The organism is Novosphingobium sp. UBA6272, from assembly GCF_002440635.1.
In the GTDB taxonomy this organism is placed as follows: domain Bacteria; phylum Pseudomonadota; class Alphaproteobacteria; order Sphingomonadales; family Sphingomonadaceae; genus Novosphingobium.
The window spans coordinates 80,130-103,076 of sequence record NZ_DJUW01000004.1; the positions used below are offsets into that span (position 1 = coordinate 80,130).

Annotated in this window: 25 protein-coding genes; 13 read left to right on the forward strand and 12 right to left on the reverse strand. The window is 64.0% G+C overall.

What is annotated here, in order from left to right; all coding sequences use genetic code 11:
* Positions 1–108: 108 nt before the first annotated feature.
* The 6 genes from B2V17_RS04000 to B2V17_RS04025 are packed head-to-tail and all read left to right on the forward strand — an operon-like array spanning position 109 to position 2,489.
* On the forward strand, positions 109–420 hold the full coding sequence (locus tag B2V17_RS04000; RefSeq protein WP_292995440.1) for an antibiotic biosynthesis monooxygenase family protein: 312 nt from the start codon (positions 109–111) through the stop codon (positions 418–420).
* Positions 417–797 (forward strand): hypothetical protein, encoded by a 381-nt coding sequence (locus B2V17_RS04005; RefSeq protein ID WP_292995442.1) that lies wholly within the window; start codon positions 417–419, stop codon positions 795–797. The genes B2V17_RS04000 and B2V17_RS04005 overlap by 4 nt, the downstream gene beginning before the upstream one ends.
* On the forward strand, positions 794–1,135 hold the full coding sequence (locus tag B2V17_RS04010) for an arsenate reductase (RefSeq protein ID WP_292995444.1): 342 nt from the start codon (positions 794–796) through the stop codon (positions 1,133–1,135). Before B2V17_RS04005 ends, B2V17_RS04010 begins: the two co-directional genes overlap by 4 nt.
* Positions 1,114–1,734 carry a nicotinamide riboside transporter PnuC gene (gene pnuC / locus B2V17_RS04015; protein ID WP_292995446.1) on the forward strand — a complete coding sequence of 207 codons (621 nt, stop codon included), beginning with the start codon at positions 1,114–1,116 and terminating at the stop codon, positions 1,732–1,734. Before B2V17_RS04010 ends, pnuC begins: the two co-directional genes overlap by 22 nt.
* Entirely contained in the window at positions 1,731–2,237 is a 507-nt protein-coding gene (locus B2V17_RS04020; RefSeq protein WP_292995448.1) for an ATP-binding protein, read from the forward strand. Before pnuC ends, B2V17_RS04020 begins: the two co-directional genes overlap by 4 nt.
* Positions 2,238–2,288: 51 nt before the next feature.
* Positions 2,289–2,489: a hypothetical protein gene (locus B2V17_RS04025; protein WP_292995450.1), complete on the forward strand. Its 201-nt coding sequence runs from the start codon at positions 2,289–2,291 to the stop codon at positions 2,487–2,489.
* Here B2V17_RS04025 and ubiG read toward each other — a convergent pair.
* Entirely contained in the window at positions 2,476–3,210 is a 735-nt protein-coding gene (gene ubiG, locus B2V17_RS04030) for a bifunctional 2-polyprenyl-6-hydroxyphenol methylase/3-demethylubiquinol 3-O-methyltransferase UbiG (RefSeq protein WP_292995452.1), read from the reverse strand. The genes B2V17_RS04025 and ubiG overlap by 14 nt on opposite strands.
* A gap of 79 nt (positions 3,211–3,289) precedes the next feature.
* On the opposite strand from ubiG, the gene B2V17_RS04035 reads away from it, so the two are divergent.
* Both B2V17_RS04035 and B2V17_RS04040 read left to right on the forward strand, forming a co-directional pair.
* Entirely contained in the window at positions 3,290–4,546 is a 1,257-nt protein-coding gene (locus B2V17_RS04035; protein ID WP_414690758.1) for an aspartate kinase, read from the forward strand.
* Between the two features lie 5 nt (positions 4,547–4,551).
* Positions 4,552–5,544 carry a 4Fe-4S dicluster domain-containing protein gene (locus B2V17_RS04040; RefSeq protein ID WP_292995454.1) on the forward strand — a complete coding sequence of 331 codons (993 nt, stop codon included), beginning with the start codon at positions 4,552–4,554 and terminating at the stop codon, positions 5,542–5,544.
* Positions 5,545–5,675: 131 nt separating this feature from the next.
* Here B2V17_RS04040 and B2V17_RS04045 read toward each other — a convergent pair whose 3' ends face one another.
* Together B2V17_RS04045 and B2V17_RS04050 are read right to left on the reverse strand one after the other, a co-directional pair.
* Positions 5,676–6,458, reverse strand: coding sequence for a hypothetical protein (locus B2V17_RS04045; protein WP_292995456.1), 783 nt, complete (start codon positions 6,456–6,458; stop codon positions 5,676–5,678).
* 113 nt (positions 6,459–6,571) lie between these two features.
* Positions 6,572–6,940: a winged helix-turn-helix transcriptional regulator gene (locus B2V17_RS04050; RefSeq protein ID WP_292995458.1), complete on the reverse strand. Its 369-nt coding sequence runs from the start codon at positions 6,938–6,940 to the stop codon at positions 6,572–6,574.
* A gap of 134 nt (positions 6,941–7,074) precedes the next feature.
* Here B2V17_RS04050 and B2V17_RS04055 point away from each other — a divergent pair, with 134 nt between their 5' ends.
* Positions 7,075–7,629: a flavodoxin family protein gene (locus B2V17_RS04055; protein WP_292995460.1), complete on the forward strand. Its 555-nt coding sequence runs from the start codon at positions 7,075–7,077 to the stop codon at positions 7,627–7,629.
* Between the two features lie 102 nt (positions 7,630–7,731).
* Here the strand turns inward: B2V17_RS04055 and katG are convergent, their stop codons facing one another.
* On the reverse strand, positions 7,732–9,927 hold the full coding sequence (katG, locus tag B2V17_RS04060) for a catalase/peroxidase HPI (protein WP_292995463.1): 2,196 nt from the start codon (positions 9,925–9,927) through the stop codon (positions 7,732–7,734).
* Between the two features lie 210 nt (positions 9,928–10,137).
* On the opposite strand from katG, the gene B2V17_RS04065 reads away from it, so the two are divergent.
* Together B2V17_RS04065 and B2V17_RS04070 are read left to right on the forward strand one after the other, a co-directional pair.
* On the forward strand, positions 10,138–11,115 hold the full coding sequence (locus tag B2V17_RS04065; RefSeq protein ID WP_292995512.1) for an NAD(P)H-dependent flavin oxidoreductase: 978 nt from the start codon (positions 10,138–10,140) through the stop codon (positions 11,113–11,115).
* A 182-nt stretch (positions 11,116–11,297) separates the two neighbouring features.
* Positions 11,298–12,173, forward strand: a complete 876-nt coding sequence (locus B2V17_RS04070) for an OmpA family protein (protein WP_292995465.1) — start codon at positions 11,298–11,300, stop codon at positions 12,171–12,173.
* 142 nt (positions 12,174–12,315) lie between these two features.
* Here the strand turns inward: B2V17_RS04070 and B2V17_RS04075 are convergent, their stop codons facing one another.
* The 5 genes from B2V17_RS04075 to B2V17_RS04095 all read right to left on the reverse strand — a co-directional run bounded on the left by B2V17_RS04075 (position 12,316) and on the right by B2V17_RS04095 (position 17,387).
* Positions 12,316–13,740 carry an ammonium transporter gene (locus B2V17_RS04075; protein WP_292995466.1) on the reverse strand — a complete coding sequence of 475 codons (1,425 nt, stop codon included), beginning with the start codon at positions 13,738–13,740 and terminating at the stop codon, positions 12,316–12,318.
* Positions 13,741–13,766: 26 nt separating this feature from the next.
* Entirely contained in the window at positions 13,767–14,105 is a 339-nt protein-coding gene (locus B2V17_RS04080; RefSeq protein WP_292995468.1) for a P-II family nitrogen regulator, read from the reverse strand.
* 155 nt (positions 14,106–14,260) lie between these two features.
* Positions 14,261–14,965, reverse strand: a complete 705-nt coding sequence (locus B2V17_RS04085) for an endonuclease/exonuclease/phosphatase family protein (RefSeq protein WP_292995470.1) — start codon at positions 14,963–14,965, stop codon at positions 14,261–14,263.
* 143 nt (positions 14,966–15,108) lie between these two features.
* Entirely contained in the window at positions 15,109–15,663 is a 555-nt protein-coding gene (locus tag B2V17_RS04090) for a pyridoxamine 5'-phosphate oxidase family protein (protein ID WP_292995472.1), read from the reverse strand.
* 203 nt (positions 15,664–15,866) lie between these two features.
* Positions 15,867–17,387, reverse strand: coding sequence for a peptide chain release factor 3 (locus tag B2V17_RS04095; RefSeq protein ID WP_292995474.1), 1,521 nt, complete (start codon positions 17,385–17,387; stop codon positions 15,867–15,869).
* A gap of 117 nt (positions 17,388–17,504) precedes the next feature.
* Between B2V17_RS04095 and B2V17_RS04100 the strand changes: the two genes are divergently transcribed.
* On the forward strand, positions 17,505–17,900 hold the full coding sequence (locus B2V17_RS04100) for a hypothetical protein (protein ID WP_292995476.1): 396 nt from the start codon (positions 17,505–17,507) through the stop codon (positions 17,898–17,900).
* Positions 17,901–17,932: 32 nt separating this feature from the next.
* On the opposite strand, the gene B2V17_RS04105 is transcribed toward B2V17_RS04100, so the two are convergent.
* Positions 17,933–18,541, reverse strand: a complete 609-nt coding sequence (locus tag B2V17_RS04105; protein ID WP_292995478.1) for a TetR/AcrR family transcriptional regulator — start codon at positions 18,539–18,541, stop codon at positions 17,933–17,935.
* A gap of 180 nt (positions 18,542–18,721) precedes the next feature.
* On the opposite strand from B2V17_RS04105, the gene B2V17_RS04110 reads away from it, so the two are divergent.
* Positions 18,722–21,070: a TonB-dependent receptor gene (locus B2V17_RS04110; RefSeq protein WP_292995480.1), complete on the forward strand. Its 2,349-nt coding sequence runs from the start codon at positions 18,722–18,724 to the stop codon at positions 21,068–21,070.
* Positions 21,071–21,145: 75 nt separating this feature from the next.
* Here B2V17_RS04110 and B2V17_RS04115 read toward each other — a convergent pair whose 3' ends face one another.
* The gene (locus B2V17_RS04115; protein ID WP_292995482.1) at positions 21,146–21,733 is read right to left on the reverse strand and encodes a Smr/MutS family protein; all 588 of its coding nucleotides are present in this window, start codon (positions 21,731–21,733) and stop codon (positions 21,146–21,148) included.
* Positions 21,733–22,944, reverse strand: a complete 1,212-nt coding sequence (locus tag B2V17_RS04120; protein WP_292995484.1) for a murein transglycosylase A — start codon at positions 22,942–22,944, stop codon at positions 21,733–21,735. Before B2V17_RS04120 ends, B2V17_RS04115 begins: the two co-directional genes overlap by 1 nt.
* Positions 22,945–22,947 lie beyond the last annotated feature (3 nt).

Sequence of the window (22,947 nt, forward strand, 5' to 3'; positions counted from 1 at the left end):
GCGGGGGCTTCGACAAGCGCAGCCTGAGCGGGAATTCTGACACCGTCCTCCGAAACCCGCTCAGGCTGAGCTTGTCGAAGCCCCCTCGGCAAGGCTAAGCCCTGCCCCATGTACCTGACCGTGTTCCGCAACCGCAAGAGGCCCGACATGGACCGCGCCGCTTACGAGGCCGACAATGCGCGGATGGAGGAACTCGCCGCCGCCCAGCCCGGATTCATCTCGATCAAGGGCTTTGTCGCCGAAGATGGCGAAGTGGTCGCAATCTCCGAATGGCAGAGCGAGGAAATGGCCCGGGCCTGGGGCAGCCACCCCGAACACGCCCGCGTTCAGGCCCGGGGCCGCAGTGACTATTACGATGGCTACACGCTCTATTCCTGCACCGATCCCAAAGTGCGGCGCTTTGGAAGGACCGAAGAGTGAAGCACACCCTGATCGCCTTGTGTGTCGCTGGGCTGACCGCCTGTGCCGTGGGCGAAAACGCGGAACTGGCCTGCCAGCAGCGTCTCTTTGCAGCGACAACGAAACTACCGTCCGAGCCCGAAGGCTTTGGCGGTGAAGCGTATCGCAAAATGGACCGGACCGGGTGCAATGCCGGACAACTGGCACAGCTCGACCAGCTGATCAAACTGACCCGCGACCTGCCGGAACTCAACGCGGCCAACGAACGCGCCGCCGAAAGTGAGAACCCTGCCGCCCATGAAGCCGCCTTCCAGCGCCTCAATAACGCGGTGATCGCGCTTGACGAACTGCAGCAGAACGTGGGCAGCGATCTGGAGAAAATGGAACAGGCGAAGTGATCCTCTACGGCATCCCCAATTGCGACACGGTCAAGAAGGCCCGCACCTGGCTGGAGGCGCGGGGGATCGCCTATGCCTTTTACGATTACAAGAAGGCCGGAGCCGATCCCGCCAAACTGGCCGCGTGGTGCGAGGCTGCGGGCTGGGAGAGGGTGCTCAACCGTGCCGGAACCACCTTCAAGAAGCTGCCCGATGACGACAAAAACGATCTCAATTCCGCCAGGGCGGTCGAACTGATGGCTGCCAACCCTAGCTGCATCAAGCGCCCGATTGTCGAGCACCCGGGCGAGCTGCTGGTCGGGTTCAAGGAGCCCGAATGGGCGGCGGCGCTGGGATGATCCTGAGCGCGGAAACCCTCAAGGCGCTCGAATGGGCGGCGATGGCCCTGGGCCTGATCAACATCGCGCTGCTGATCTTCCGCTCGCAGTGGAACTTTGCCTTCGCGATCGCCTCGGTCACGCTCTATGTGTTCATCTTCTTCGAAAGTCGGCTCTATGCCGAAAGCGGCCTGCAGGTGTTCTTCATCCTCGCCAACGTCTGGGGCTGGGTGCTGTGGCACCGCGCCGCACAGTCCGGCCTTGATGACAGCCGCGTGCCGGTCCGCTGGCTCGACTGGCAAAGCCGTGCGGTCTGGCTGACCGTCACCGCCGCGATCAGCCTGAACCTTGGCTGGGTGATGCACCGCTATACCAATGCCGCGATGCCCTTTGCGGACAGCGCGATCGCCGGGGCCAGCGTCGCGGCACAAATCCTGCTCGGCTATCGCCGGATCGAGAACTGGGTGCTGTGGATCGTGATCGATGTCGCGGCGGTACTGCTTTACATCAACCGCGGGCTCTATCCCACCGCTGGCCTCTACGGCGGGATGCTGGTGATGAGCCTGTTCGGCCTCAAGGAATGGATCGAAGTCGAACGCCGCCAGCGCGCCGAAGCATGATCCGGGTCTGCTTTCACGGGGCCGAGAGCACCGGCAAGTCGGTGCTGGCAGAAAAGCTCAGCCGGGAACTCGGCCTGCCGTGGGTTGGCGAATACGGGCGGGAATATGCCGAGACGCTCGGCACGGACTTTACGATGGCCGATCTGCTGGCGATTGCCGCAGGGCATGAAGCGCGGGTCAAGGCGGTCGAAGCGAGCGGCGCGGACATGGCCCTGCTCGATACCGATCCGCTGATGACTGCAGCCTGGGCCGAAATGCTGTTCGGCGAAATCCCGGGTGAATTGCTGTCCTACCCCAAGGCCGATCTCTATCTGCTGTTCGAAACCGACGTGCCGTGGATCGAAGACGGCACGCGGTTCTTCGGCAGCCTGGCCGAGCGCGCCCGCTTCGCCCAGACAGCTGAAGCTGTACTGCGACGTGCTGGTGTCCCTTACCTCGCAATAGGTGGCAACTGGGCCGCACGTGAAAGCAATGCCCGCGCCGCAATTGCGGGCTTGACCTAGAGGCGGTTCAAGGGTTTTCTAAACCCTCTTGGACTAACGAAGGCCACACGCATGGACTTCTTCAAAGCCTTGATCCCCGGAGGCCTGCTGACTTTCGTTGTCTCGGCAATTATGGGCAAAGGCGGCTCGCGTGGAGGCTGGCTCAGCATCGAGCGGCTGCACGTGGCTGATACCAGCTTCTACTGGTCGTGGATCCTGTTCGCGGTTGCCACCGGGCTCGCCTGGATCCTGATCGCGATCACGCCGAAATAGCCGTGACGATATAATTCAGCGCCAGATCGTCAGACAGATGCAGCCCCTTGCCCGGTGACCACGCGATGCCGCGTGGAACGCCCATCGTCAGGCCTGCGTCGCCAAGCAGATCGGCGAGTTCGTCCGGCGTCACGAAATCGTCCCAATGGTGGGTGCCGCGCGGGACCATGCCGATCCGCTCCGCCGCCTCGATCAGCAGCAGGCGCGATTTGGCGGTGCGGTTGGGGGTGGACAGCACCATCAGTCCGTCCGGAGCGAGCGCCCCGGCCAGCGCCGACAGGAACGATGCCTTGTCGGCCACATGCTCGATCACTTCCATCGAGGTGACGAGATCGAATCCGGACAGACTGAGTCCGGCAACATCGCCGCAGCGATAGTCGATCGAAAGCCCTGCCCCTGCCGCATGGGCCCTGGCCGCGGCAACGTTTTCTTGGGCCGCATCAACCCCGGTTACAGCCGCGCCGAGCCGGGCCAGCGGCTCGCACAGCAGCCCCGCCCCGCACCCGACATCGAGCGCACGCTTGCCGGAAAGCGGACGAATCTGCCGCGAATCCCCGCTCCAATGCCCATCGATCGCCGCGCGGACAAAGCCCAGCCGCACCGGGTTTAGCCGGTGCAGCATCGCCGAGCTGCCCTTGGGATCCCACCAGTCGGCCGCCAGCTTGCCGAAATGGGCCGCTTCTTCGGGCCGGATCGTTGCACTTGAGGTTGCATTGCTCATGGCTGAACCCTAACAGGGCGCCCGCCGCAGGGCGAGGGGTTCTGACGGCAATTTTGTTTCGTGAAGGGTGGAACGGCACGTGGCCCGCATCGTGATGAAATTCGGCGGCACTTCGATGGCCGGTTCGGACCGGATTCGCCGGGTGGCCAATATTGTGCGGCGCCAGCAGGCAGCCGGGCACGAAGTCGCCGTGGTCGTCTCGGCCATGGCGGGCGAAACCGACCGGCTCGTCAATTTCTGCCGCGAAGCCAATCCGCTCTACGATCCCGCCGAATATGATGTCGTGGTCGCCTCGGGCGAGCAGGTCACCTCGGGCCTGCTGGCGATGACGCTGCAGGCGCTGGGCTGCCAGGCCCGTTCGTGGCTGGGCTGGCAATTGCCGGTCCGGACCGACGACGCCCATGCCAAGGCGCGGATCGAGGGGATCGATTCCGAAGCCCTGCTCGCCTCGATGGCAGCGGGAGAGATTGCTGTTATCCCAGGCTTTCAGGGTCTGACCGAGGGCGGCCGCGTAACCACGCTGGGCCGCGGCGGATCGGATACGTCGGCTGTCGCCGTGGCCGCCGCGATCGGGGCTGACCGCTGCGATATCTATACCGACGTCGACGGGGTCTATACCACTGACCCGCGGATCGTGGCCAAGGCGCGCAAGCTCAAATTCGTCACTTACGAGGAAATGCTCGAGCTCGCCTCGGTCGGTTCGAAGGTGCTGCAGACCCGCTCGGTCAGCCTGGCGATGAAGGAAGGGGTGCGCGTGCAAGTGCTCTCCAGCTTCATCGACGACGATGCGACCCCGGCTGACGAGATCCCCGGCACGATGATTGTCAGCGACGAAGAACTGGAAGGATTGGACATGGAACGCCAGCTCATCACCGGCATCGCCGCCGACAAGAACGAGGCCAAGATCATCCTGACCCGCGTGCCCGACCGGCCCGGCGCGGTGGCGACGATCTTCGGCCCGCTGGCTGCGGCCAACATCAACGTCGACATGATCATCCAGAACGTCGGGCGCGACAAGGGTGAGACCGACGTGACCTTCACCGTGCCCTCATCCGACCTGCTGCGCGCGCAGACCCTGCTCGAAGCGCAGAAGCAGGCAATCGGCTACAACCGGATAATCACCGACGGCAAGGTCGCCAAGATCAGCGTCGTGGGCGTCGGCATGAAGAGCCACGCCGGGGTTGCCGCCACGATGTTCCGCGCGATGGCCGACCGCGGCATCAACATCCAGGCGATCTCCACTTCCGAGATCAAGGTCTCGGTGCTGATCGACGAGGACGAAACCGAACTGGCCGTCCGCGTGCTGCACACCGCTTATGGCATGGATGCCGAGTAGCGTCTGTGACCCGCCGGTCGCCAAGTTCATACACACCTTCGGCCGAGCTGATCTCGGCACTGCCAGACGTTTCAGGCAATTTGATCAATGGTCTTGGTGAACGTGAACAGCGCCGCGCTTCACCAATGTTCTGGCATCCACCGGATCAACATCCCTTTGGCGCGGTGCAAGAGATCGCAAGTGCTTCTTGCCGCGCTACCCAGGTCGCGCGCGACGCATTCGCTGGAGCTTATGAGTATCCAGCGCTGATCCCGGTTGCGAAGCGCAAAGGTCGGCAATCGGACAAAACCTGGACTGAGGCCGCGACGGAATTTGCCTTCGCGCATGAAGCGGATCTGTTTGGGGCGACTTCAATCAAAGATCACTACATCGTTGACGGCTACGACGTGGCCGAGCCGAATGTGATCTTGCTCGGAATGGCGCACGATTGGGAGCGCTTGCGTCAGGTCCCGAGTACGCCCGATAATGGGGTTGGCGTGGCCGAAATTGGCCGCCAGTATGCCCGGGGGACACGGGCGTCGTATGCTTTGGCCAACTGGATCCGTGCCCAGGGATTTGCAGCGCAGCCTTATCCTGGCCCGCGCGCGGATGCGTTGCTGCTTGTGCCCGCAGCGATTGACGCAGGATTGGGAGAGCTCGGCAAACACGGCTCAATCATCAACCGGACATACGGTTCGAACTTTCGTTTGGCGGCAGTAACCACTGACATGCCGCTCGATCTGTACTGCGCGGACAGTTTTGGCGCGGACTTATTCTGCGCAAATTGTCAGGTCTGTTCCGATGCCTGTCCGCCTGACGCCATTATGTCGGCCAAGCAATGGGTCCGCGGGGTAGAACGCTGGTACGTCGATTTCGACAAGTGCATCCCGTACTTCGCCGAGAACGCAAGTTGCGGAGTGTGCATTGCCGTTTGCCCGTGGTCACGACCAGGCGTCGCGGATCGTCTGCTCGTCAAACTTGCACGCCGAGAACCAAAGCCAAGACCCAGCGGAGCATAGGCCCCCAAATCTTCGCATTCAGGCAAGGGGGCCGTGGTCAAGCAGACCGAAATCGCCGCGCAAGCGCAACTGCGCTGCGTCACTCCTGAGATTCACATTTGGATGTTTGGTAAGAATGCACAGCGGGACCGCTAATTGCGCCGCTCTGTATAGTCGATCCGGATCCGCACCCAGGCGCCGACCTGGCTGACCCCGCCGATCCGCGGCGGGCGGACCTGGAATTGCCAGGCGGCCGCGAGGACGGCGCGCTGGAGGTTGGATCCGTCGGGATATTCGTCGAGGCCGACGCAGTCTTCTACCCGGAAATTGGGCGCGGTGCGGCAGGCGATCAGCGCCCAGCCCGGTCCCTGTGCGGTCGAGAGATAGCCGCGCAGTTCATCGTCATAGGGTTCGCGGTACCAGGCGGCAGCATACATCGGCTGGCCGCCCGGCGCAGTTCCAACCCGCTTGCTGTCGCCCGGAACGCCCAGATTGGGCGGGCCCATCATGCCTTTGCCGGTTGCCGGAGCGGGTGCGGGCTGGCGCGGCAGTTTGGAAATATCGAACCCGGCCATCTGGTCGCGCGGGATCGGGATAATCGGTGGCGGCGTGGCAGCAGCGGGGGGTGACTGGTCGGGCTGCTGTGCCTGCGCCGGCGGCGGTGCGGCCTGCGGCTGGGCCGGGTCGGCCTTTGGCTGGACCTTGGCCGCCTTGGCCTTGTCCGGAGCCTTCTGCTCCGATGCCTCAAGCGAGACGCTGACCAGATTGCGATCGGGCTGCTTCGGCTCTTCGCGGGTCCAGCCGAGCGACAGCACCGCCAGGATCAGCAGCGCCTCGGCCAGCAGCGCAAAGACAAAGCCGATCGCCCGCTGCGAGCCCCGGGCGCGCCAGCGCTCGCCGAGGTCTTGTGCGGAAGTGCTTAGGTAATGGAGCAAGCGGCCTCGGCTTGGGATCGGAGCGAACGGATCCGGACCTGGCCCGGGCTGCCCTGCCGCCCCCTTGGCCGCTTCCACGCCTCAGGACAAGCCGGAATGCAGCCGACCGGGTCTCAGGCGGCTTCGCTCAGCCGCTCGTCATAGGCAGACTGCGCAGCGCGGATCTGGTCCATGTTGCTCTCGGCCCAATGCAGCAGCGGGCCGACATTTGCATTGAGACATTCGCCCATCCGGGTCAGCGCATATTCGACCGTCACCGGCACCGTCGGAAAGACCGTGCGGGTGATCAGGCCATCGCGTTCCAGTCGCTTGAGCACCTGGCTCAACACCTTCTGCGATAGGCCGTTGATATCCCGGCGCAGCGCGTTGAAACGGACCGGGCCTTCACCCAGCCGATTGAGCACCAGCAGCGCCCATTTGTCGCCCACATGGTCAAGCACAGCGCGGGCCGGGCATTCGGAATCATAAACATCGTAAGCCATAGCCGATCCTTTCGGGCGGTTACCGCCGGGAAACCTTGTTCCCGGCAAGTGCCCTCTTTTCCGCTTTCATATGGCCCCTATGTAGCGATTCGTCATCTAGTTACTTTTTGAAACCAACAGACAGGACGAAACCCATGACGAAGACCGTGGTTATCTTTCATTCGGGCTATGGCCACACCAAGGTGGTGGCGGAGCACGTTGCAGCCGGCGCCAAGGCCGATCTGATCGCGATCAGCCCCGAAGGCGACATTTCGGAGGAAGACTGGACCGCGCTCGACGCCGCCGATGCCATCGTGTTCGGCGCTCCGACCTACATGGGCAGCGCCAGCTGGCAGTTCAAGAAATTCTCGGACGCGACATCCAAGCGCTGGTTCACCCGCGACTGGAGCGACAAGGTGTTCGGTGGCTTCACCAATTCGGCCAGTCCTTCGGGCGACAAACAGGTCAGCCTGATCCAGATGCAGACTCTGGCCAGCCAGCATGGCGGGATCTGGGTCAGCCTCGGCCAGGCCCCCAGCAATGCCAAGGCCTCGACCAGCGCGGACCTCAACAACCTTGGCGGCTCAGTCGGGCTGATGGTCCGTTCGCCGTCCGATGCCTCGGTCGACGAAGTGCACAGCGGCGATCTCGCCTCGGCCCGCCTTTATGGCGAGCGGGTGGCTGCCATTGCCGCCAAGCTCAAAGCTTGATCTCCCCCGAGGGACTGGAACCCAAGCCCCCTCCCCTCCGGTCCCTCAATGCGAAATCCCGCCGCGGCCTGGCCACGGCGGGGTTTCTGCATATTTGCCGGGTCAGTTCAGGTCGAAGCGATCGGCGTTCATCACCTTGGTCCAGGCCTTGACGAAATCGCGCACGAACTTTTCTTCGCTACCGGATTCGGCATAGACCTCGGCAACGGCTCGCAGTTCGCTGTTCGAACCGAACACCAGGTCGGCGCGGGTCGCCCGCCAGGTCTCTCCGCCCGATGCACGGTCGGTTGCCACGAACTCTTCCTCGTCGCTGCCATCGACCGCCTTCCAGACATTGGTCATGCCCAGCAGGTTGACGTAGAAGTCATTGGTCAGTTGACCCGCGCGGTGCGTGAAGCTGCCATGCCCGCGACCGCCGTGATTGGCGCCGAGCACGCGCAGGCCGCCAATCAGAACGGTCAATTCCGGCACCGACAGACCCAGCAGTGATGCCCGGTCGAGCATCATTTCCTCGGTCTTCACCCGCAGCTTGCGCGGCAGGTAGTTGCGGAAGGCATCGGCCTGCGGTTCCAGCACGGCAAAGCTTTCGGCATCGGTCTGCTCGGCGCTGGCGTCAGCGCGGCCGCCGATGAACGGCACCGGCACGCTGAACCCGGCCGCTTTGATCGCCTGCTCCAACCCGACCACGCCGCCCAGCACGATCGCATCAGCGAGCGAGAGGTTACCGCGCAGGCCATCAAGGGTGGAAAGCACCTTGGCCAGTTCGGCCGGCTCGTTCACGTCCCAGTCCTTCTGCGGAGCAAGAGCGATCCGCGCGCCGTTGGCACCGCCGCGGTGGTCAGACTTGCGATAGGTGCTGGCCGAGGCCCAGGCGGTCTTGACCAGCTGGCTGACGGTCAGGCCCGAGCCAACGATCGCGGCCTTGGCTGCTGCCACGTCTGCATCAGACGGCATGGTCCCGGCCGGGATGGGGTCCTGCCAGATCAGGTCTTCGGCAGGCACTTCCGGGCCGAGGTAGCGGACCTTGGGACCCATGTCGCGATGGCACAGTTTGAACCAGGCGCGGGCGAAGGCATCCTTGAAGGCTTCGTGATCGCCCCGGAACTTCTCCGAAATGACGCGGAATTCGGGATCCATCTTCAGCGCCATGTCGGCCGTGGTCATCATCGTCGGAACCTTGATCGCGGGGTTCCACGCCGCCGGGGCCATGTCTTCCGGCTTCTGGTTCACCGGCTGCCACTGCTGTGCACCGGCTGGCGAATGAACCAGCTCATAGTCATAGTCGAGCAGCAGACGGAAGTAGTTCTCCGACCACTCGGTCGGGGTATTGACCCACGAGCCTTCGATCCCGCTGGTCACGGTATGCTCACCGATGCCGCCGTGCTCGGCGCTGCTGGTCCAGCCGAAGCCGAGCGAGGCAATGTCCCCGCCCGCCGGAGCCGCGCCGAGCAGCGACGGATCGCCATTGCCGTGCGCCTTGCCGAAGGTGTGGCCGCCAGCGGTGAGCGCCACGGTCTCTTCGTGGTTCATCGCCATTCGCTCGAACGTAGCCTTGATGTCGCGCGCCGATTGCAGCGGATCGGGATTGCCGCCCGGTCCCTCGGGGTTGACGTAGATCAGCCCCATCTGGATCGCGGCGAGCGGCCCGTCGAGTTCCTCAAGACCGCGCTCGGGATCGATCCGGGTCTGAACGCCTTCGTTGACCCACTTGTCCTCGGTGCCCCAATAAATGTCCTTCTCGGGCTCGAACACGTCCTTGCGTCCGCCGCCGAAGCCGAACACCGGGCCGCCCATCGATTCGATCGCGACATTGCCGGCCAGAATGAACAGGTCGGCCCAGGAAATGTGCTTCCCGTACTTCTGCTTGATCGGCCAGAGCAGCCGCCGCGCCTTGTCGAGGTTGCCATTGTCAGGCCAGGAGTTGAGCGGGGCAAAGCGTTGTTGGCCGCTATTGGCTCCGCCGCGACCGTCGCCAGTGCGATAGGTCCCCGCCGCATGCCAGGCCATGCGGATGAAGAACGGGCCGTAGTGGCCATAGTCGGCCGGCCACCACGGCTGGCTATCGGTCATCAGCGCGGCCAGATCGGCCTTGAGCGCATGATAGTCCAGCGCGTTGAACGCTTCGGCATAGTCGAAATCGTCGCCCATCGGGTCGGCCGCGCCATTGGGGGCGAGAATGTCGACCGCCAGGGCATCGGGCCACCAATCGCGGTTGGTGCGGCCCAGCAATGCCCGCACCCCGCCATCATGCTTGATCGGGCATCCGCCGCCCGCGCTTGATCCGGTCTTGGCATCCATTTCCTGTCTCCTCTTCAGTCCGGGACTCGCCCGGAAACTGAGTAGAGCATGACTGACAGATTTAATCGTTGAAATCGATCAAATCTGGATAGAGTGTGCCGATTTTCCGATTATTAGGGAGGGGGTGGCGCGGTACTCCGGCATTGCCTATAGGCGCGCGACGTTACGACGAGCGGGGATTTCCAAGTGTACAACAAGACCCATGCCTTGATGCGGCGCGGCCGTGAGTTCCTAGGCACCGAGCACGCGGTGCTGTGCGGAGCGATGAGCTGGGTGTCTGAGCGAAACCTTGTCGCGGCGATCAGCAATGCCGGGGGCTTTGGCGTGATCGCCTGCGGGGCAATGACGCCCGAGCTGCTCGACGCCGAAATTACCGCGACCAAGGCGCTGACCGCCAAGCCGTTCGGCGTCAACCTGATCACCATGCACCCGCTGCTGTTCGATCTGATCGCGGTCTGCGCCAAGCATGGCGTCAGCCATGTCGTGCTGGCCGGCGGGATCCCGCCCAAGGGCAGCGTCGAGGCGATTAAGGACTTCGGCGCCAAGGTGCTGGTCTTCGCCCCCACGCTCGCCCTGGCCAAGCGCCTGCTGCGCACCGGCGCCGATGCCCTGGTGATCGAGGGGCACGAGGCCGGCGGCCATATCGGCCCGGTAGCGACTTCGGTGCTGGCCCAGGAATTCCTGCCCGAACTGGCCGATGAATTTGTCGTCTTCGTCGCCGGCGGGATCGGTCATGGCGATATGATCGGCGCCTATCTGGAGATGGGCGCTTCGGGCGTACAGCTTGGCACTGCCTTCGCCTGCGCCAGTGAATCGATTGCGCACCCGCTGTTCAAGCAGGCCTTCTTCCGGGCCAATGCCCGCGATGCGGTCGCCTCGGTCCAGGTCGATCCGCGCCTGCCGGTGATCCCGGTCCGCGCGCTGAAAAATAAGGGCACCGAAGAGTTCACTGCCAAGCAACGCGAAGTCGCCGCGATGCTCGATGCCGGCACGGTCGATATGGAGCAGGCCCAGCTGGAAATCGAACGGTTCTGGGCCGGTGCGCTGCGCCGGGCAGTGATCGACGGCGATGTCGAAAATGGCTCGCTGATGGCCGGGCAGTCGGTCGGCATGGTCAATTCCGAAGAGCCCGTCGCGACGATCATGCAGCGCCTGATGGAGCAGAGCGAAGCCGCCCTGGCCCGTTGAAGCCGATCTCGAATCGCGGGCTCTATCGCCGCTGAAGCCCGGTCTGCCGCGGCTCCCGGATCATCGGTTCGTCCCGCCCTGCGCTCGCACCGGCTGCTCGCATCGCCCTCGCTCCCATGACGTTCATCTGACAGCAAGGCTTACCCCAACAGGCGGTCGCTGAAATTCAAAGGAGTACCCGAATGCGTGTCATTTCCACCAAGGTGGGCACCCTGGCCCTGATCGGCCTGCTCGCCGCTCCGCTTTCCACCGGTCTGTCTGCCCAGCAGCCCGAAGCCGCGAATTCGACCATTGTCGTTACCGGCGAGCCGCTGCCCGACCTGTCGAACATGACTGCCGGTCCCGAAATCAAGGGCGTGATCAGTGCCCGCAACGGCGAAAAGATCCGCGTCACTGCTGCCGATGGCACCAGTACCGTGATCTTCGTCAACGATACGACCAAGATCAAGGCCGGCGGCGGACTCTTCGGCGGCGGCAAGAACAAGCTCGGCCCCGATGCGCTGCTCAACGGCCTGCCGGTCACGGTCAAGACCCTGCAGGGCGGCGGCGTGCTGCTGGCCAGCCAGGTTACCTTTAAGACCGGCGACTACAAGACCGCGATGATGATCCGCAATGGCACCGCCCAGGGATTTGCCGAGCAATCGGCCGCGACCGAGGCCCTGCGCGGGCGGATGGGCGATATCGACAAGTACAACATCAAGAGCACGACCAACGTCTATTTCGATACCGGCCGCTGGAACCTGACCCCGCAGGCCAAGAACGAACTGTGCACCGCCGCGGCGGGTGCCGAAGCGACCGAAAATTCCTTCATCCTGGTGGTCGGCTACACCGATTCCGTCGGCAGCGAGGAATACAACCAGGTGCTCAGCGAAAAGCGTGCCGCCAGCGTGATCAACTACCTGCAGCAGTACTGCAAGTGGAAGCCCTACCGCATGCTGACCCCGACCGGCATGGCCGAGTCCGATCCGCTGGCTGACAACAATACCGAGGAAGGCAAGGCGCAGAACCGCCGGGTCTCGGTCAACGTGCTGGTCAGCAAGGCGCTCGAAGGAATGTAATCGATCCGCCCTGCAGCGGACAAAAAAGGGGCCGGAGCAGTGATGCTCCGGCCCTTTCAGTTTGCGTTCGCAGGAGGAACGCTGGGAGGCGGATCCGGGAGGAGGAGAGGAGGAGGAACCCCGGACCCGCCAAGCTTGGTATTCAGTAGTTGTAGGCGCGTTCCCCGTGCTCGTTGAGGTCGAGCCCTTCGCGTTCGGCTTCTTCGGTCGGACGCAGGCCGAAGACCTTGTCGATGGCGAAGAACAGCACCGCAGAGACACCGCCCGACCACAGCAGGGTGATCACAACTGCCTTGATCTGCTTCCAGACCTGGGCAGCCATGTCGTATTCGGTGCTGCCATAGGGGAAGACATAGTAGTCAAGGATGCCCTGCCCACCGAGCGCCGGATCGGCGACAATTCCGGTGGCGATCGCGCCGACGATCCCGCCGATGCAGTGAACCCCGAAGACGTCCAGCGTATCGTCGTACTTCAGCTTGTTCTTCACATAGGAGACGAACATGTAACATATCGGAGAAACCACGAAGCCGAGTGCGATCGAGGTCATCGGTGCGGCAAAGCCTGAAGCCGGAGTGATCGCAACCAGACCGGCGACGGCCCCCGTTACGGCACCCAGCATAGAGGGCTTCTTGTGGTGGATCTGTTCGACCACGGCCCACGACAAGGCGGCGGCGGCAGTGGCGACGAAGGTGTTGATGAAGGCCACTGCGGTCACGCCATTGGCTTCGAGATTGGAGCCGGCGTTGAAGCCGAACCAGCCCACCCACAGCAGCGAAGCGCCGATCATGGTCATGGTCAGCGAGTGCGGCGGGGTGGCTTCCTTGCCGAAGCCGATCCGCTTGCCGATCATCAGACAGCCGACCAGGCCAGCGATCCCGGCGTTGATGTGGACCACCGTGCCGCCGGCAAAGTCAATCGCACCCATATCCCACAGGTAACCGGCATCCTTGGGCGCATCGACCAGGAAGTCGGGGCCCGCCCAGTACCAGACCATGTGCGCGATCGGGAAATAGACGATCGTCAGCCACAGCACCATGAACAGCATCAGCGGCCAGAACTTCACGCGTTCGGCAAAGGCCCCAACGATCAGCGCCGGCGTGATGCAGGCGAAGGTCATCTGGAAAACCACGAACACATATTCGGGCAGATAGACGTTGTTGCTGAAGGTCGCGGCATAGGTCGAGGCCGAAACCCCGGACAGGAATGCCTTGGAAAGGCCGCCAACGAACATCGGGGCCGGACTGTCAGCCGTGGTGAATGCCATGGTATAGCCCCAGCCGACCCAGACCAGCGCCGCGATCGACACGATCATGAATACCTGCATCAGCACCGACAGCATGTTCTTGGTGCGGACCAGGCCACCATAGAACAGCGCGAGCGCCGGGATGCTCATCATCAGCACCAGAACCGACGAGGTCAGCATCCAGGCGGTATCGCCCTTGTCGACCATGCCGGCCATCTGCTCAGCCGTTGGGGCCTTGATCGGCCCGTCCTGGGCAAATGCGGCCGTGGCGGTAAGCAGTGCTGCCCCCGTTGCCCCCAGACCGCCAACTAACTTGCGAATCATTGTCTGTATCCTCCTGTTGCCCGCGCTCAGAGCGCGGTGTCCCCGGTTTCGCCGGTGCGGATGCGGGTGGCCGATGCCAGATCGAGCACGAAAACCTTCCCGTCGCCGATCGAATCGGTGCTGGCGGTCTGCAGGATCGTTTCGACCACCTGCGGCGCCAGCGCGTCGCTGACGGCCAGTTCGATCTTCACCTTGGGCAGCATGTTGGTGGAATATTCCGCGCCGCGGTAAATCTCGGTCTGGCCCTTCTGTCGCCCGAAGCCCTTGACCTCGGTAACGGTCATGCCCGCCACGCCGAGCGTGCCGAGGGCATCGCGGACCTCGTCGAGCTTGAAGGGCTTGATGATGGCGATGATGAATTTCACGGCCTTGTCCCCTGATTGCTTGTGGCCAGCACAGCGCTGGCTTCGCAGCTGCAGCAAGGGCCGTGCCAGTTCGGCAATAATGTTATGAATCAGCGATTCAGGAGAAATACGGTTACGCGCCAGCCACGGCACGGGCCGCTTTGTTGCGCAGTTGCCTAAAAAACGGGCAGCTTGAGCCGGGTCAGGACGGGCAGGTGATCCGATGCCCGCGCGGCCAGCACCGAATGGTGAACCGCGGCTGCCTCAAGCTCCCACTCGGCTGAAATCACGATCCGGTCGAGCTGCGCGACTGGGCGCCGCGCCGGGAAAGAACGCCCCGGCGCAAGCACCCGCCAGGGGGCATGGAATTCGTGCAGCGACCCGGCGTGAAACGACCATTCGTTGAGATCGCCCATCATCACCGTCGGGCAGGCCGGGCCGCAGCGTTCGGCATGGGCCAGGATCGCGCGGATTTGTTGGCGGCGGCGCAGGCCCGACAGGTCAAGATGCATGCCGACCACCCGGATCCGCCGCCCTTCGACCAGCAGATCGGCCCGCACCGCCCCGCGCGGCTCGATCGTCGGCAAGGGCACCACCCCGGCTTCGACAATCCGGATCCCGCGTTTCACCAGCAGGGCGTTGCCATGCCAACCGATCGAATCCGGCCGGTGGTTGAGCGGCACCGCGCGGTAATGCGACAGATCATCGAGCAGCTGGAGCGGCAGCGCGCTCTCGCGCTTGCCAAAGCGCCGGTCGGCCTCCTGCAGCGCGACCACATCGGCGTCGATCTCGTGCAGCACCGCCAGGATCCGCTCGGGATCGCGGCGGCGGTCGAGCCCGACGGCCTTGTGGATGTTGTAGCTGGCGAAGGTAAGCTGCATGTTTGCCAATCTCCGCTCATCCTGAGGAGCGGCTGAGCGAAGTCGAAGACGCGTCTCGAAGGACCTTTGCGCCAGAACGCAGTGGTTCGAGACGGGCCTTCGACAAGCTCAGTCCCTCCTCACCATGAGCGGTCCGAGCGCCTTTATCCGGCGATAAACCGATCGGTCGGCCGGGTCGGCAGGCCGTCGATGCTGGAGGTGCGCCCCCCAACCTTGGCCAGCCACTTCTCCGGATCGGACTGGGCGTGGTACTTGGGCAGGGTCTCCCGCTCCTTGTCGAGGTGCATCACCGGCACCCCCCAGCCGCAGCTGGTCTGAACGCTATCGACCGCGATATCGAAGATCTGGCGGGTTCCCGGCAGCAGCGTGAAGTGCCCCGCCAGTTCGGACCAGTCGGGGTCCTGTGGCAGCACCGGACGGCCCCGACCATAGAGCCGCAGGATCAGCGCGGGCTGTTCGAAGTTGCACATCATAATCGTGATGCGCCCGTCCGCGGCCAGATGCGCATGCGTCTCGTTGCCCGAGCCGCCCAGGTCGAGAAAGGCGACGCGCTTGGGCCCGAGCACCTTGAAGGTATCCTTCAGGCCCTTGGGGCTGAGATTGATCCGGCCTTCGGCAGCAGCGGTGGCGGTGAAGAAGATCGCCTGTCTGGCAATCATCGCTTCGTGATCGGGGGTGATGTGGTCGGTGAATTCCATCCGGCCAACCTATGCATTGGGCGGATGGGTCGCAAGGAAGAAGGAAGATTGGCCCACGCAAAGGCGCTAAGGCGCGAAGATGTCGTTCTGCACGGCGAAGCCGCTTTCTGATCAAACGCGGCATTCTGCCACCAGGCCTGAAAGGCAAAGCAAGCCTTCGGCTTGGCGCATGGTCTTCGCGCCTTTGCGCCTTCGCGAGAGTATTATCGTTCCTTCGTCGCCGAAAACACCAGCTCGGGATTGCGCTCCTGCTGATAGCCGACATCCCACGAAGAGCGCGCCATGAACACCGGATCGCCGTCGCGGTCCTTGGCGAGATTGCTCTTGTTGAAATCGGCGAACTGCTTGAGCGCCGCATCGGGCCCCTTGAGCCAGCGCGCGGTGTCGAACGGCGCGGCTTCGAGCATCGCTTCGACCTTGTACTCCGCTTCCAGCCGGCTGATCAGCACGTCGAGCTGCAGCTGCCCGACCACGCCGACGATCCACTGCCCGCCAAGCTCCGGGTAGAACACCTGGATCACGCCCTCCTCGGACAGGTCGTCGAGCGCCTTCCTGAGCTGCTTGGTCTTGGTCGGATCCTTCAGCGCGACGCGGCGGAGGATTTCCGGGGCGAAGTTGGGCAGGCCGGTGAAGCGGACCTTGTTGTTCTCGCTCAGCGTATCGCCGACCCGCAGCGTGCCGTGGTTGGGGATGCCGATGATGTCACCGGGCTCGGCGGTATCGGCAATCTCGCGGTCCTGGGCAAAGAACAGGATCGGCGAATGGATCGCGACCGGCTTGCCCAGCGCCGAAGGGGTCAGCTTCATGCCGCGCTTGAAGGTGCCCGAGACCAGCCGCATGAAGGCGATCCGGTCGCGGTGCTGCGGGTCCATATTGGCCTGGACCTTGAAGACGAAGCCGGTGACTTCCTTGTCCGTCGGCTCAATCGTGCCCTGCTCGCTCGGCTGCGGGCGGGGCGGCGGGGCATAGCGGGCGATCGCGTCGATCAGCTCGGCCACGCCAAAGTTCTTGAGCGCCGATCCGAAATAGACCGGGGTCAGGTCACCGTGGCGATAGGCCGCCAGATCGAAGCTGGGATAGCCGCCCTGGGCCAGTTCGATTTCCTCGGCGATGGCTTCGGGAATGCCCTCGGCCGGGGTGACCTTGCCAAGGAATTCGCGGCTCGGGCCTTCGGGCCGGGCAATGCTGTTGGTCGCGAAATCGAGCACGCCCTGGAACTCGCCGCCCATGCCGATCGGCCAGGACATCGGCACCACGTCGAGCGCCAGCGCATCGGCCACCTCGTCGAGCGTCTCGAACACCGAGCGCCCCTCGCGGTCGACCTTGTTGACGAAGGTGATGATCGGCACCGAGCGCAGCCGGCAGACCTCGAACAGCTTGCGGGTCTGCGGCTCGATCCCCTTGGCGGCGTCGATCACCATGATCGCGGAGTCCACCGCGGTCAGCGTGCGGTAGGTATCTTCGGAAAAGTCCTCGTGCCCCGGGGTGTCGAGCAGGTTGAAGGTCACGCCGTCCCGCTCGAAGGTCATCACGCTCGAGGTGACCGAGATCCCGCGCTGCTGCTCGATCTTCATCCAGTCCGACCGCGCCCGCCGCGCCTGGCCCCGGGCCTTGACCTCACCCGCCAAGTGGATCGCCCCGCCTTGAAGGAGGAGCTTCTCGGTCAGCGTGGTCTTCCCTGCGTCAGGGTGCGAAATGATGGCAAAGGTGCGGCGGTTGGACATGGTGCGCGGCCATTAGCGGGGGATGATAGGAATGTCATCGCAGTTATGGCGCAACATGGCGTTCTCGACGAGGGCGCTTGAATTGCAGGCCTTGAGATAGATCGCTAGTTCAAAGATATGCGTGAGCCGACTTTGGAAATTGATGGCTGGTGCCTCGAAGACGGTGAGGAGCTTCATCTTGCTTCGCCGGAAACATTCTGGATTCCTGATCAAGCAGTCCGAGCGAATTTGAAGCAAGGGGATCTCGCCAAGCTCATTTTCCGGATCAGTATCGACAACGCCGAGGAGCCTGAAGCCGTTGAACGGATGTGGGTGCTCGTTCGCGAAGTGACTTCGAGCGGCTTTTTCGGAATCCTGGACAATGATCCAAGTTCGGTCGCTTACAACGACGAGTTTTGGAGCGGGATTGAGGTGCCGTTTGAAGCACGTCACGTTATTAATTTTGACGAGCGCGACGAAAATACTATTCTGCTCGCAGGCAGAGATCCGAGCCGCCGCTGGCCACGTGATTAAGCTTGTGAGGTCAACGCAGAGCCGCGCGACTTCTACCCCAACCCATCCTTCAACAGCGCATTGGCGACCTTCGCCACCTCGCCCAGATCCGCGCTGCCGTCCATCACGCCGAAGCGTAGCCCCAGGAACACGTTCATCCCCATGATCGCCCAGGCGTGGACTTCACTGGGATCGACCCCCAGTTCACCCTTGGCCCGCGCGGCCTGCAGGCGTTCGAGGATGCGGGCTGCCGTATTGAGATAATGCGCGCGCCAGGCATCCGGCGCGACGAATTCGGCTTCGTCGATGATCCGGTAGATTTCCTTGTGGCTCCGCGCAAAGTCGAGGAAGGCCGCGAGTGCGATCCCTTCGGCGCCGATCGCGCCGCCGCCGTGGCGGGCGAGCACCGGGGCGACGTGATCGCGGACCCGGCCGCTCATATCCGCCACCAGCGCCTTGAACAGCGCCTCCTTGCTTTCGAAGTATGTGTAGAAGCTGCCCAGCGCGACCTTGGCGCGGATCGTGATCGAAACGATCGAGCTGTCGTGAAAGCCCTTTTCACCGAACTCGGCGGCAGCGGCATCGAGGATCGCGCGCTGGGTGCGGCGGCCGCGCTCGGTGCGCGGCTCGCGCGGCGATACGATAGCGCCGGCAGCGTCCATGGAATTCCCTCTCTTGCCGGATCGCGGTGTTGCAACCGCGCCACGTTTTTCCACTTTCGTGCACTCCCCTCGTCCATGCAAGCATAACAAAGTTGAAAGTTGGTTCAACTTTTATATAAGGAACGGCACAAGCCCGGTGCCACGCTGCCCGGGCGGCCATTTTTTGGGAGGGAAAACCCCATGCGTAAGACTGCTTTGCTGTGCCGCGCCTCGCTGATTGCCAGCGCTTTTGTCGGCTTTACCGCCATGCCGGCCCACGCCCAGGACGCCGCTGATACCGCCGAGGCCGAATCGGGCGAGATCATCGTCACTGCCCGTCGCCGCGAGGAAACGCTGGTCGACGTGCCGATCGCGATCACCGCGCTGTCGGGCGATCAGCTGGCCAATCAGGGCGCGATCGACATCACCGCGCTGGCCGAACAGGTCCCCAACGTGACGCTGGAAGCAAGCCGCGGGACCAACTCCACCCTGTCCGCCTTCATCCGTGGGATCGGCCAGCAGGATCCGGTCTCGGGCTTCGAACAGGGCGTCGGGATCTATCTTGACGACGTTTACCTCAACCGCCCCCAGGCCGCCGTGCTCGACATCTATGATGTTGAGCGGATCGAAGTGCTGCGCGGCCCGCAGGGTTCGCTCTATGGCCGCAACACCGTTGGCGGCGCGGTCAAGTACGTGACCAAGCGCCTGCCCAATGATTTCCGCCTGCAACTGCGTGGCACCTATGGCAGCTACAACCAGCTTGACGGCGTGGTCACGGCTTCGGCCCCGCTCGACAGCGCCGGTGTGGTCCGGGTCGGCGGCTCGTTCGCGCGGCTGACCCGCGACGGGTTCGGCACCAACCTGACCACCGGCGCCGAAAACTACGACAAGAACGTCTATGCCGCGCGCGGCACGATCGAAGTCCACGGCACCGATTTCTTCGCGCGCCTTTCGGGGGACTGGGTTCACGACAAGAGCTCGGCCCGCGGCGGCCACCGCCTGATCCCCAGCCTGCTCTCTGCCGCGCCGGTGCTGAGCAACGTCTATGATACCCGTGGCGGGCTGACCACTCCGGCGCAGGACGTCGAAGGCTGGGGGGTTTCGCTGTTCCTGGAGGCCAAGCCGAGCGAGGCGCTGACCTTCCGCTCGATCACCTCGTACCGCGAGGATGACAGTGCCACCCCGATCGACTTCGACGCGCTGCCGGCAGTCGATGTCGACGTTCCGGGCTATTACATCAACAACCAGTTCAGCCAGGAAGTGCAGCTGCTGGTCGATAGCGGCCGGTTCCACGGGCTGGTCGGGTTCTATTACCTGAAGGCCTCCGCGCTGACCCAGTTCGACGTGCGACTGTGGAACAATGCGGTGTTCCCGGGCCTGACCGCCTTCACCGAAGCCGACATCGGCACCGAGACCGCCGCCGGTTTCGCCGACATGACCTTCGACATCACCGACCAGCTCAGCCTCTCGCTGGGCGGGCGCTACACCTGGGATGAGCGCAGCGGGCGGATCTTGCGGCAGAACTATCTGGGCGGTTCACCGGCCTTTGGCGGCACGGCAACGCTGTTCGGCACGCCCTCGACCAACTTCCGCGGCAAGGCTGACTTCACCAAGTTCACCCCCAAGGCGACCCTGTCGTTCCAGCCGAACGGCGACACCACGATCTACGCCTCGTACTCGCAGGGCTTCAAGGGTGGCGGGTTTGATCCGCGCGGGGTTGGCACCAGCGCGCCGACCACCAATGTCAGTGGCATCCCCTCTGACGCCGAAGTCGCCGCGTTCCTGACTTTCCGCCCCGAGAAGGTCAACAGCTACGAAATCGGCTACAAGGCCAACCTGTTCGATCGCCGGGTCTATCTCGCCGCCGCCGGGTTCTACATGGACTATACCGACGTCCAGATTCCCGGCTCGGTCGCCTGCACCAGCAAGGTCGTTGTCGCCGGAGTGGTGACTCAGGTCCCGACCTTCTGCGGCGTGGTCTCCAACGCCGGCAAGGCGCGGATGCAGGGCTTCGAACTGGAAACCCGGGCCAAGCTGGTCGATACTGACAGCGGCACGCTGACCCTGTCGGGCTCGCTTGGTTATATCGACGCCAAGTTCACCAAGTACGTCACCAACATCGCCGGCACGCCGACCGATGTTGCCGCCAACCGCAAGATCCAGAACACCCCGGCCTGGTCGGGCAATGTCGCGCTGGATTACACCATGGCACTGGGCGAAGGTAAGCTCAGCCTGGGCGGCGGGATGTCGTTCAAGAGCAAGACCTACCAGTTCGAAGTGCCCAACCCCTATATCGACCAGCCGGCTTACCAGCTGTTCGATGCCAGCGTTGTCTACCACGCTCCCAATCGGGCCTGGTCGCTGGGGGTCTATGGCAAGAACCTGACCAACGAGCGCTACAAGACCTCGGGCTATACCTTCATGGCCGCCAATGCGATCACCGGGGCGGTCACCCAGCCGTTCGTCGCTGCGCTGGGCCGCGAAGGCGTCCTGACCGCGTTCTACGGCAATCCGCGTCAGGTCTATGTGACCGCGACCGTCAACTTCTGACCCGTTCCTCCCTGGCCGGTCCGTCCTTCGGGGCGGATCGGCGAGACCATACTCGGCGCGCTGGCTCCCTTGGGGTCAGCGCGCTTTTTTGAGGATCACATAGACCGCACCGGCGCCGCCGTGCTTGCGGTGCGCGCCGCGGACCGAGGCGATGCGGCCGGCGTGGCTGCCGTGAGCCAGCCAGTCGAGCAGCTTGGCCCGGATCGCCCCGCGCCGTTCGCCGCGATCGGCGGCCTCAACCGGGCGCGGCTTGCCGGTGATCACCAGCACCACCCGCGCACCCATCGCCGATGCCTGGGCCAGGCCATGTTCGAGCCGGGACCAGGCCGCATCGAGCCCGTGGCCGTGGAGATCGAGAGTGAAATCGGGGTGAACCTCGGCCCGGGCCAGCTTCTTCTCCCACGAGCCATCGAGTCCGTTGCGATCGAGCGGACGGACTGGCGGCCGCAGCAGATCCTGTGCCTTCGGAGGAGGCGGTGTGTCTGCGGCCGGTCGCATGGGAGGCTTGGCCCGTCGGGGCATTGCCGCTCCGTCAGCCTTTGGCGGTTCTGCCGCTTCCCGCAGCGGAGGCGATTCGACTCGCCCGGCGATCGGCTTCACCGTCCGGGCGACGCGGTTCCACAATTCCGCATCCTCGCGGGTCAGGCCCCGGCTGCGGCGCATCACTGGCCCTGTTGAAGCTTCTTGAGTGTGCCCTTGGGCAGCAGCAGGACGGCCTCGCCCCGCCCGGTCATCCCGCCGGCGGTGGTTCGCGCTTCGCTGCCAGCGCCCCAGAAGGTATCGAAGCGATTGCTGCCCTTGATCGCGCCGCCGGTATCCTGCGCGATCCACAGCCCGCTTGCCTCGGCCCGGTCCAGCTTGAGCCAGACCGGCGCGCCCAGCGGCACAAAGGCCGGATCGGCGGCGACGCTATCGCGCGCCCGGACCGGCACGCCGAGCGAGCCATAGGGCCCGTCGGGGCCGATCTCGCGAAAGAACACATAGCTCTTGTTCTCGCGCATCAGCGCCTTGCCGGCTTCGGGGTTTTCGCGAATGTACTGCATGATACCCTGCATCGAGCCGGAATATTGCCCCGGCCCGGTTCCGAGCAGACCGCGCGTGCGCATCACTCCTCCGATCCCGGTGTAGGGATGACCGTTCTGCCCGGCATAGCCGATCCGCATGATCGTTCCGTTAGGCGCCCTTAGCCGGCCCGAACCCTGAACCTGGAGGAAGAACAGCTCGACCGGGTCGGCCACCCAGGCGATTTCCAGTCCCTTGCCCATCAACACGCCGTCATCGATCTCCCCGCGATCGAAATAGGGGACGAACTTGCCCTCGGCATCATAGCGACCGAGCGGCATGGTACCGTTGGCATTGGCCGGGGCTTCGCCCGGCTTGGCGCGGACAAGATCGGGCGGCAGGGCATAGACCGGAACGTCAAACCCGGTCTGACGGACTTTAACCCCGGCGATCTCGGGCTCGTAATAACCGGTCGCAAAGGCCTTGCCGTCACCGACCTTCACGGTCTCGAACCACTCGGTGAAAAAGCGCGGTGCTTCGGCCTCGGGCCAGCGCGCAGCGGCGTCGCAAGCGGGCTTCCAGTCGGCGCCTGCGGTCAGCCCCGAAGCATCTGTGCGGGCAATCAAACGCGGGCAGCTGGCCCGAAACGAGCGCAGTGCACCGCTGGCATCGTCACGGCGAAGGCCCAGACTGGTGATCGCGGGACCGGCAGCGAAACCGGCGCTATAGGCATTGGCCGGTGCAGGCAACGCGGTAATCGGCGGTGTGGTTACCGGCGGCGGCACCCGTCCTTCGGGGATCAGCCGTCCGCAGCCGAGCAGGCCAAGGGTCAGGGCGACGACCGCCAGCCAGCGCTGCGGGCCGCCCCTCATCGA

Bases quoted from the DNA above. Each gene is read 5' to 3' on its own strand.
- B2V17_RS04000 (WP_292995440.1), top strand. From the start codon at position 109: ATGTACCTGACCGTGTTCCGCAACCGCAAGAGGCCCGACATGGACCGC.
- pnuC (WP_292995446.1), top strand. From the start codon at position 1,114: ATGGGCGGCGGCGCTGGGATGATCCTGAGCGCGGAAACCCTCAAGGCG.
- B2V17_RS04020 (WP_292995448.1), top strand. From the start codon at position 1,731: ATGATCCGGGTCTGCTTTCACGGGGCCGAGAGCACCGGCAAGTCGGTG.
- B2V17_RS04025 (WP_292995450.1), top strand. From the start codon at position 2,289: ATGGACTTCTTCAAAGCCTTGATCCCCGGAGGCCTGCTGACTTTCGTT.
- ubiG (WP_292995452.1), bottom strand. From the start codon at position 3,210: ATGAGCAATGCAACCTCAAGTGCAACGATCCGGCCCGAAGAAGCGGCC.
- B2V17_RS04050 (WP_292995458.1), bottom strand. From the start codon at position 6,940: ATGGCTTACGATGTTTATGATTCCGAATGCCCGGCCCGCGCTGTGCTT.
- B2V17_RS04055 (WP_292995460.1), top strand. From the start codon at position 7,075: ATGACGAAGACCGTGGTTATCTTTCATTCGGGCTATGGCCACACCAAG.
- katG (WP_292995463.1), bottom strand. From the start codon at position 9,927: ATGGATGCCAAGACCGGATCAAGCGCGGGCGGCGGATGCCCGATCAAG.
- B2V17_RS04065 (WP_292995512.1), top strand. From the start codon at position 10,138: ATGCGGCGCGGCCGTGAGTTCCTAGGCACCGAGCACGCGGTGCTGTGC.
- B2V17_RS04070 (WP_292995465.1), top strand. From the start codon at position 11,298: ATGCGTGTCATTTCCACCAAGGTGGGCACCCTGGCCCTGATCGGCCTG.
- B2V17_RS04075 (WP_292995466.1), bottom strand. From the start codon at position 13,740: ATGATTCGCAAGTTAGTTGGCGGTCTGGGGGCAACGGGGGCAGCACTG.
- B2V17_RS04085 (WP_292995470.1), bottom strand. From the start codon at position 14,965: ATGCAGCTTACCTTCGCCAGCTACAACATCCACAAGGCCGTCGGGCTC.
- B2V17_RS04090 (WP_292995472.1), bottom strand. From the start codon at position 15,663: ATGGAATTCACCGACCACATCACCCCCGATCACGAAGCGATGATTGCC.
- B2V17_RS04095 (WP_292995474.1), bottom strand. From the start codon at position 17,387: ATGTCCAACCGCCGCACCTTTGCCATCATTTCGCACCCTGACGCAGGG.
- B2V17_RS04100 (WP_292995476.1), top strand. From the start codon at position 17,505: ATGCGTGAGCCGACTTTGGAAATTGATGGCTGGTGCCTCGAAGACGGT.
- B2V17_RS04105 (WP_292995478.1), bottom strand. From the start codon at position 18,541: ATGGACGCTGCCGGCGCTATCGTATCGCCGCGCGAGCCGCGCACCGAG.
- B2V17_RS04110 (WP_292995480.1), top strand. From the start codon at position 18,722: ATGCGTAAGACTGCTTTGCTGTGCCGCGCCTCGCTGATTGCCAGCGCT.
- B2V17_RS04115 (WP_292995482.1), bottom strand. From the start codon at position 21,733: ATGCGCCGCAGCCGGGGCCTGACCCGCGAGGATGCGGAATTGTGGAAC.
- B2V17_RS04120 (WP_292995484.1), bottom strand. From the start codon at position 22,944: ATGAGGGGCGGCCCGCAGCGCTGGCTGGCGGTCGTCGCCCTGACCCTT.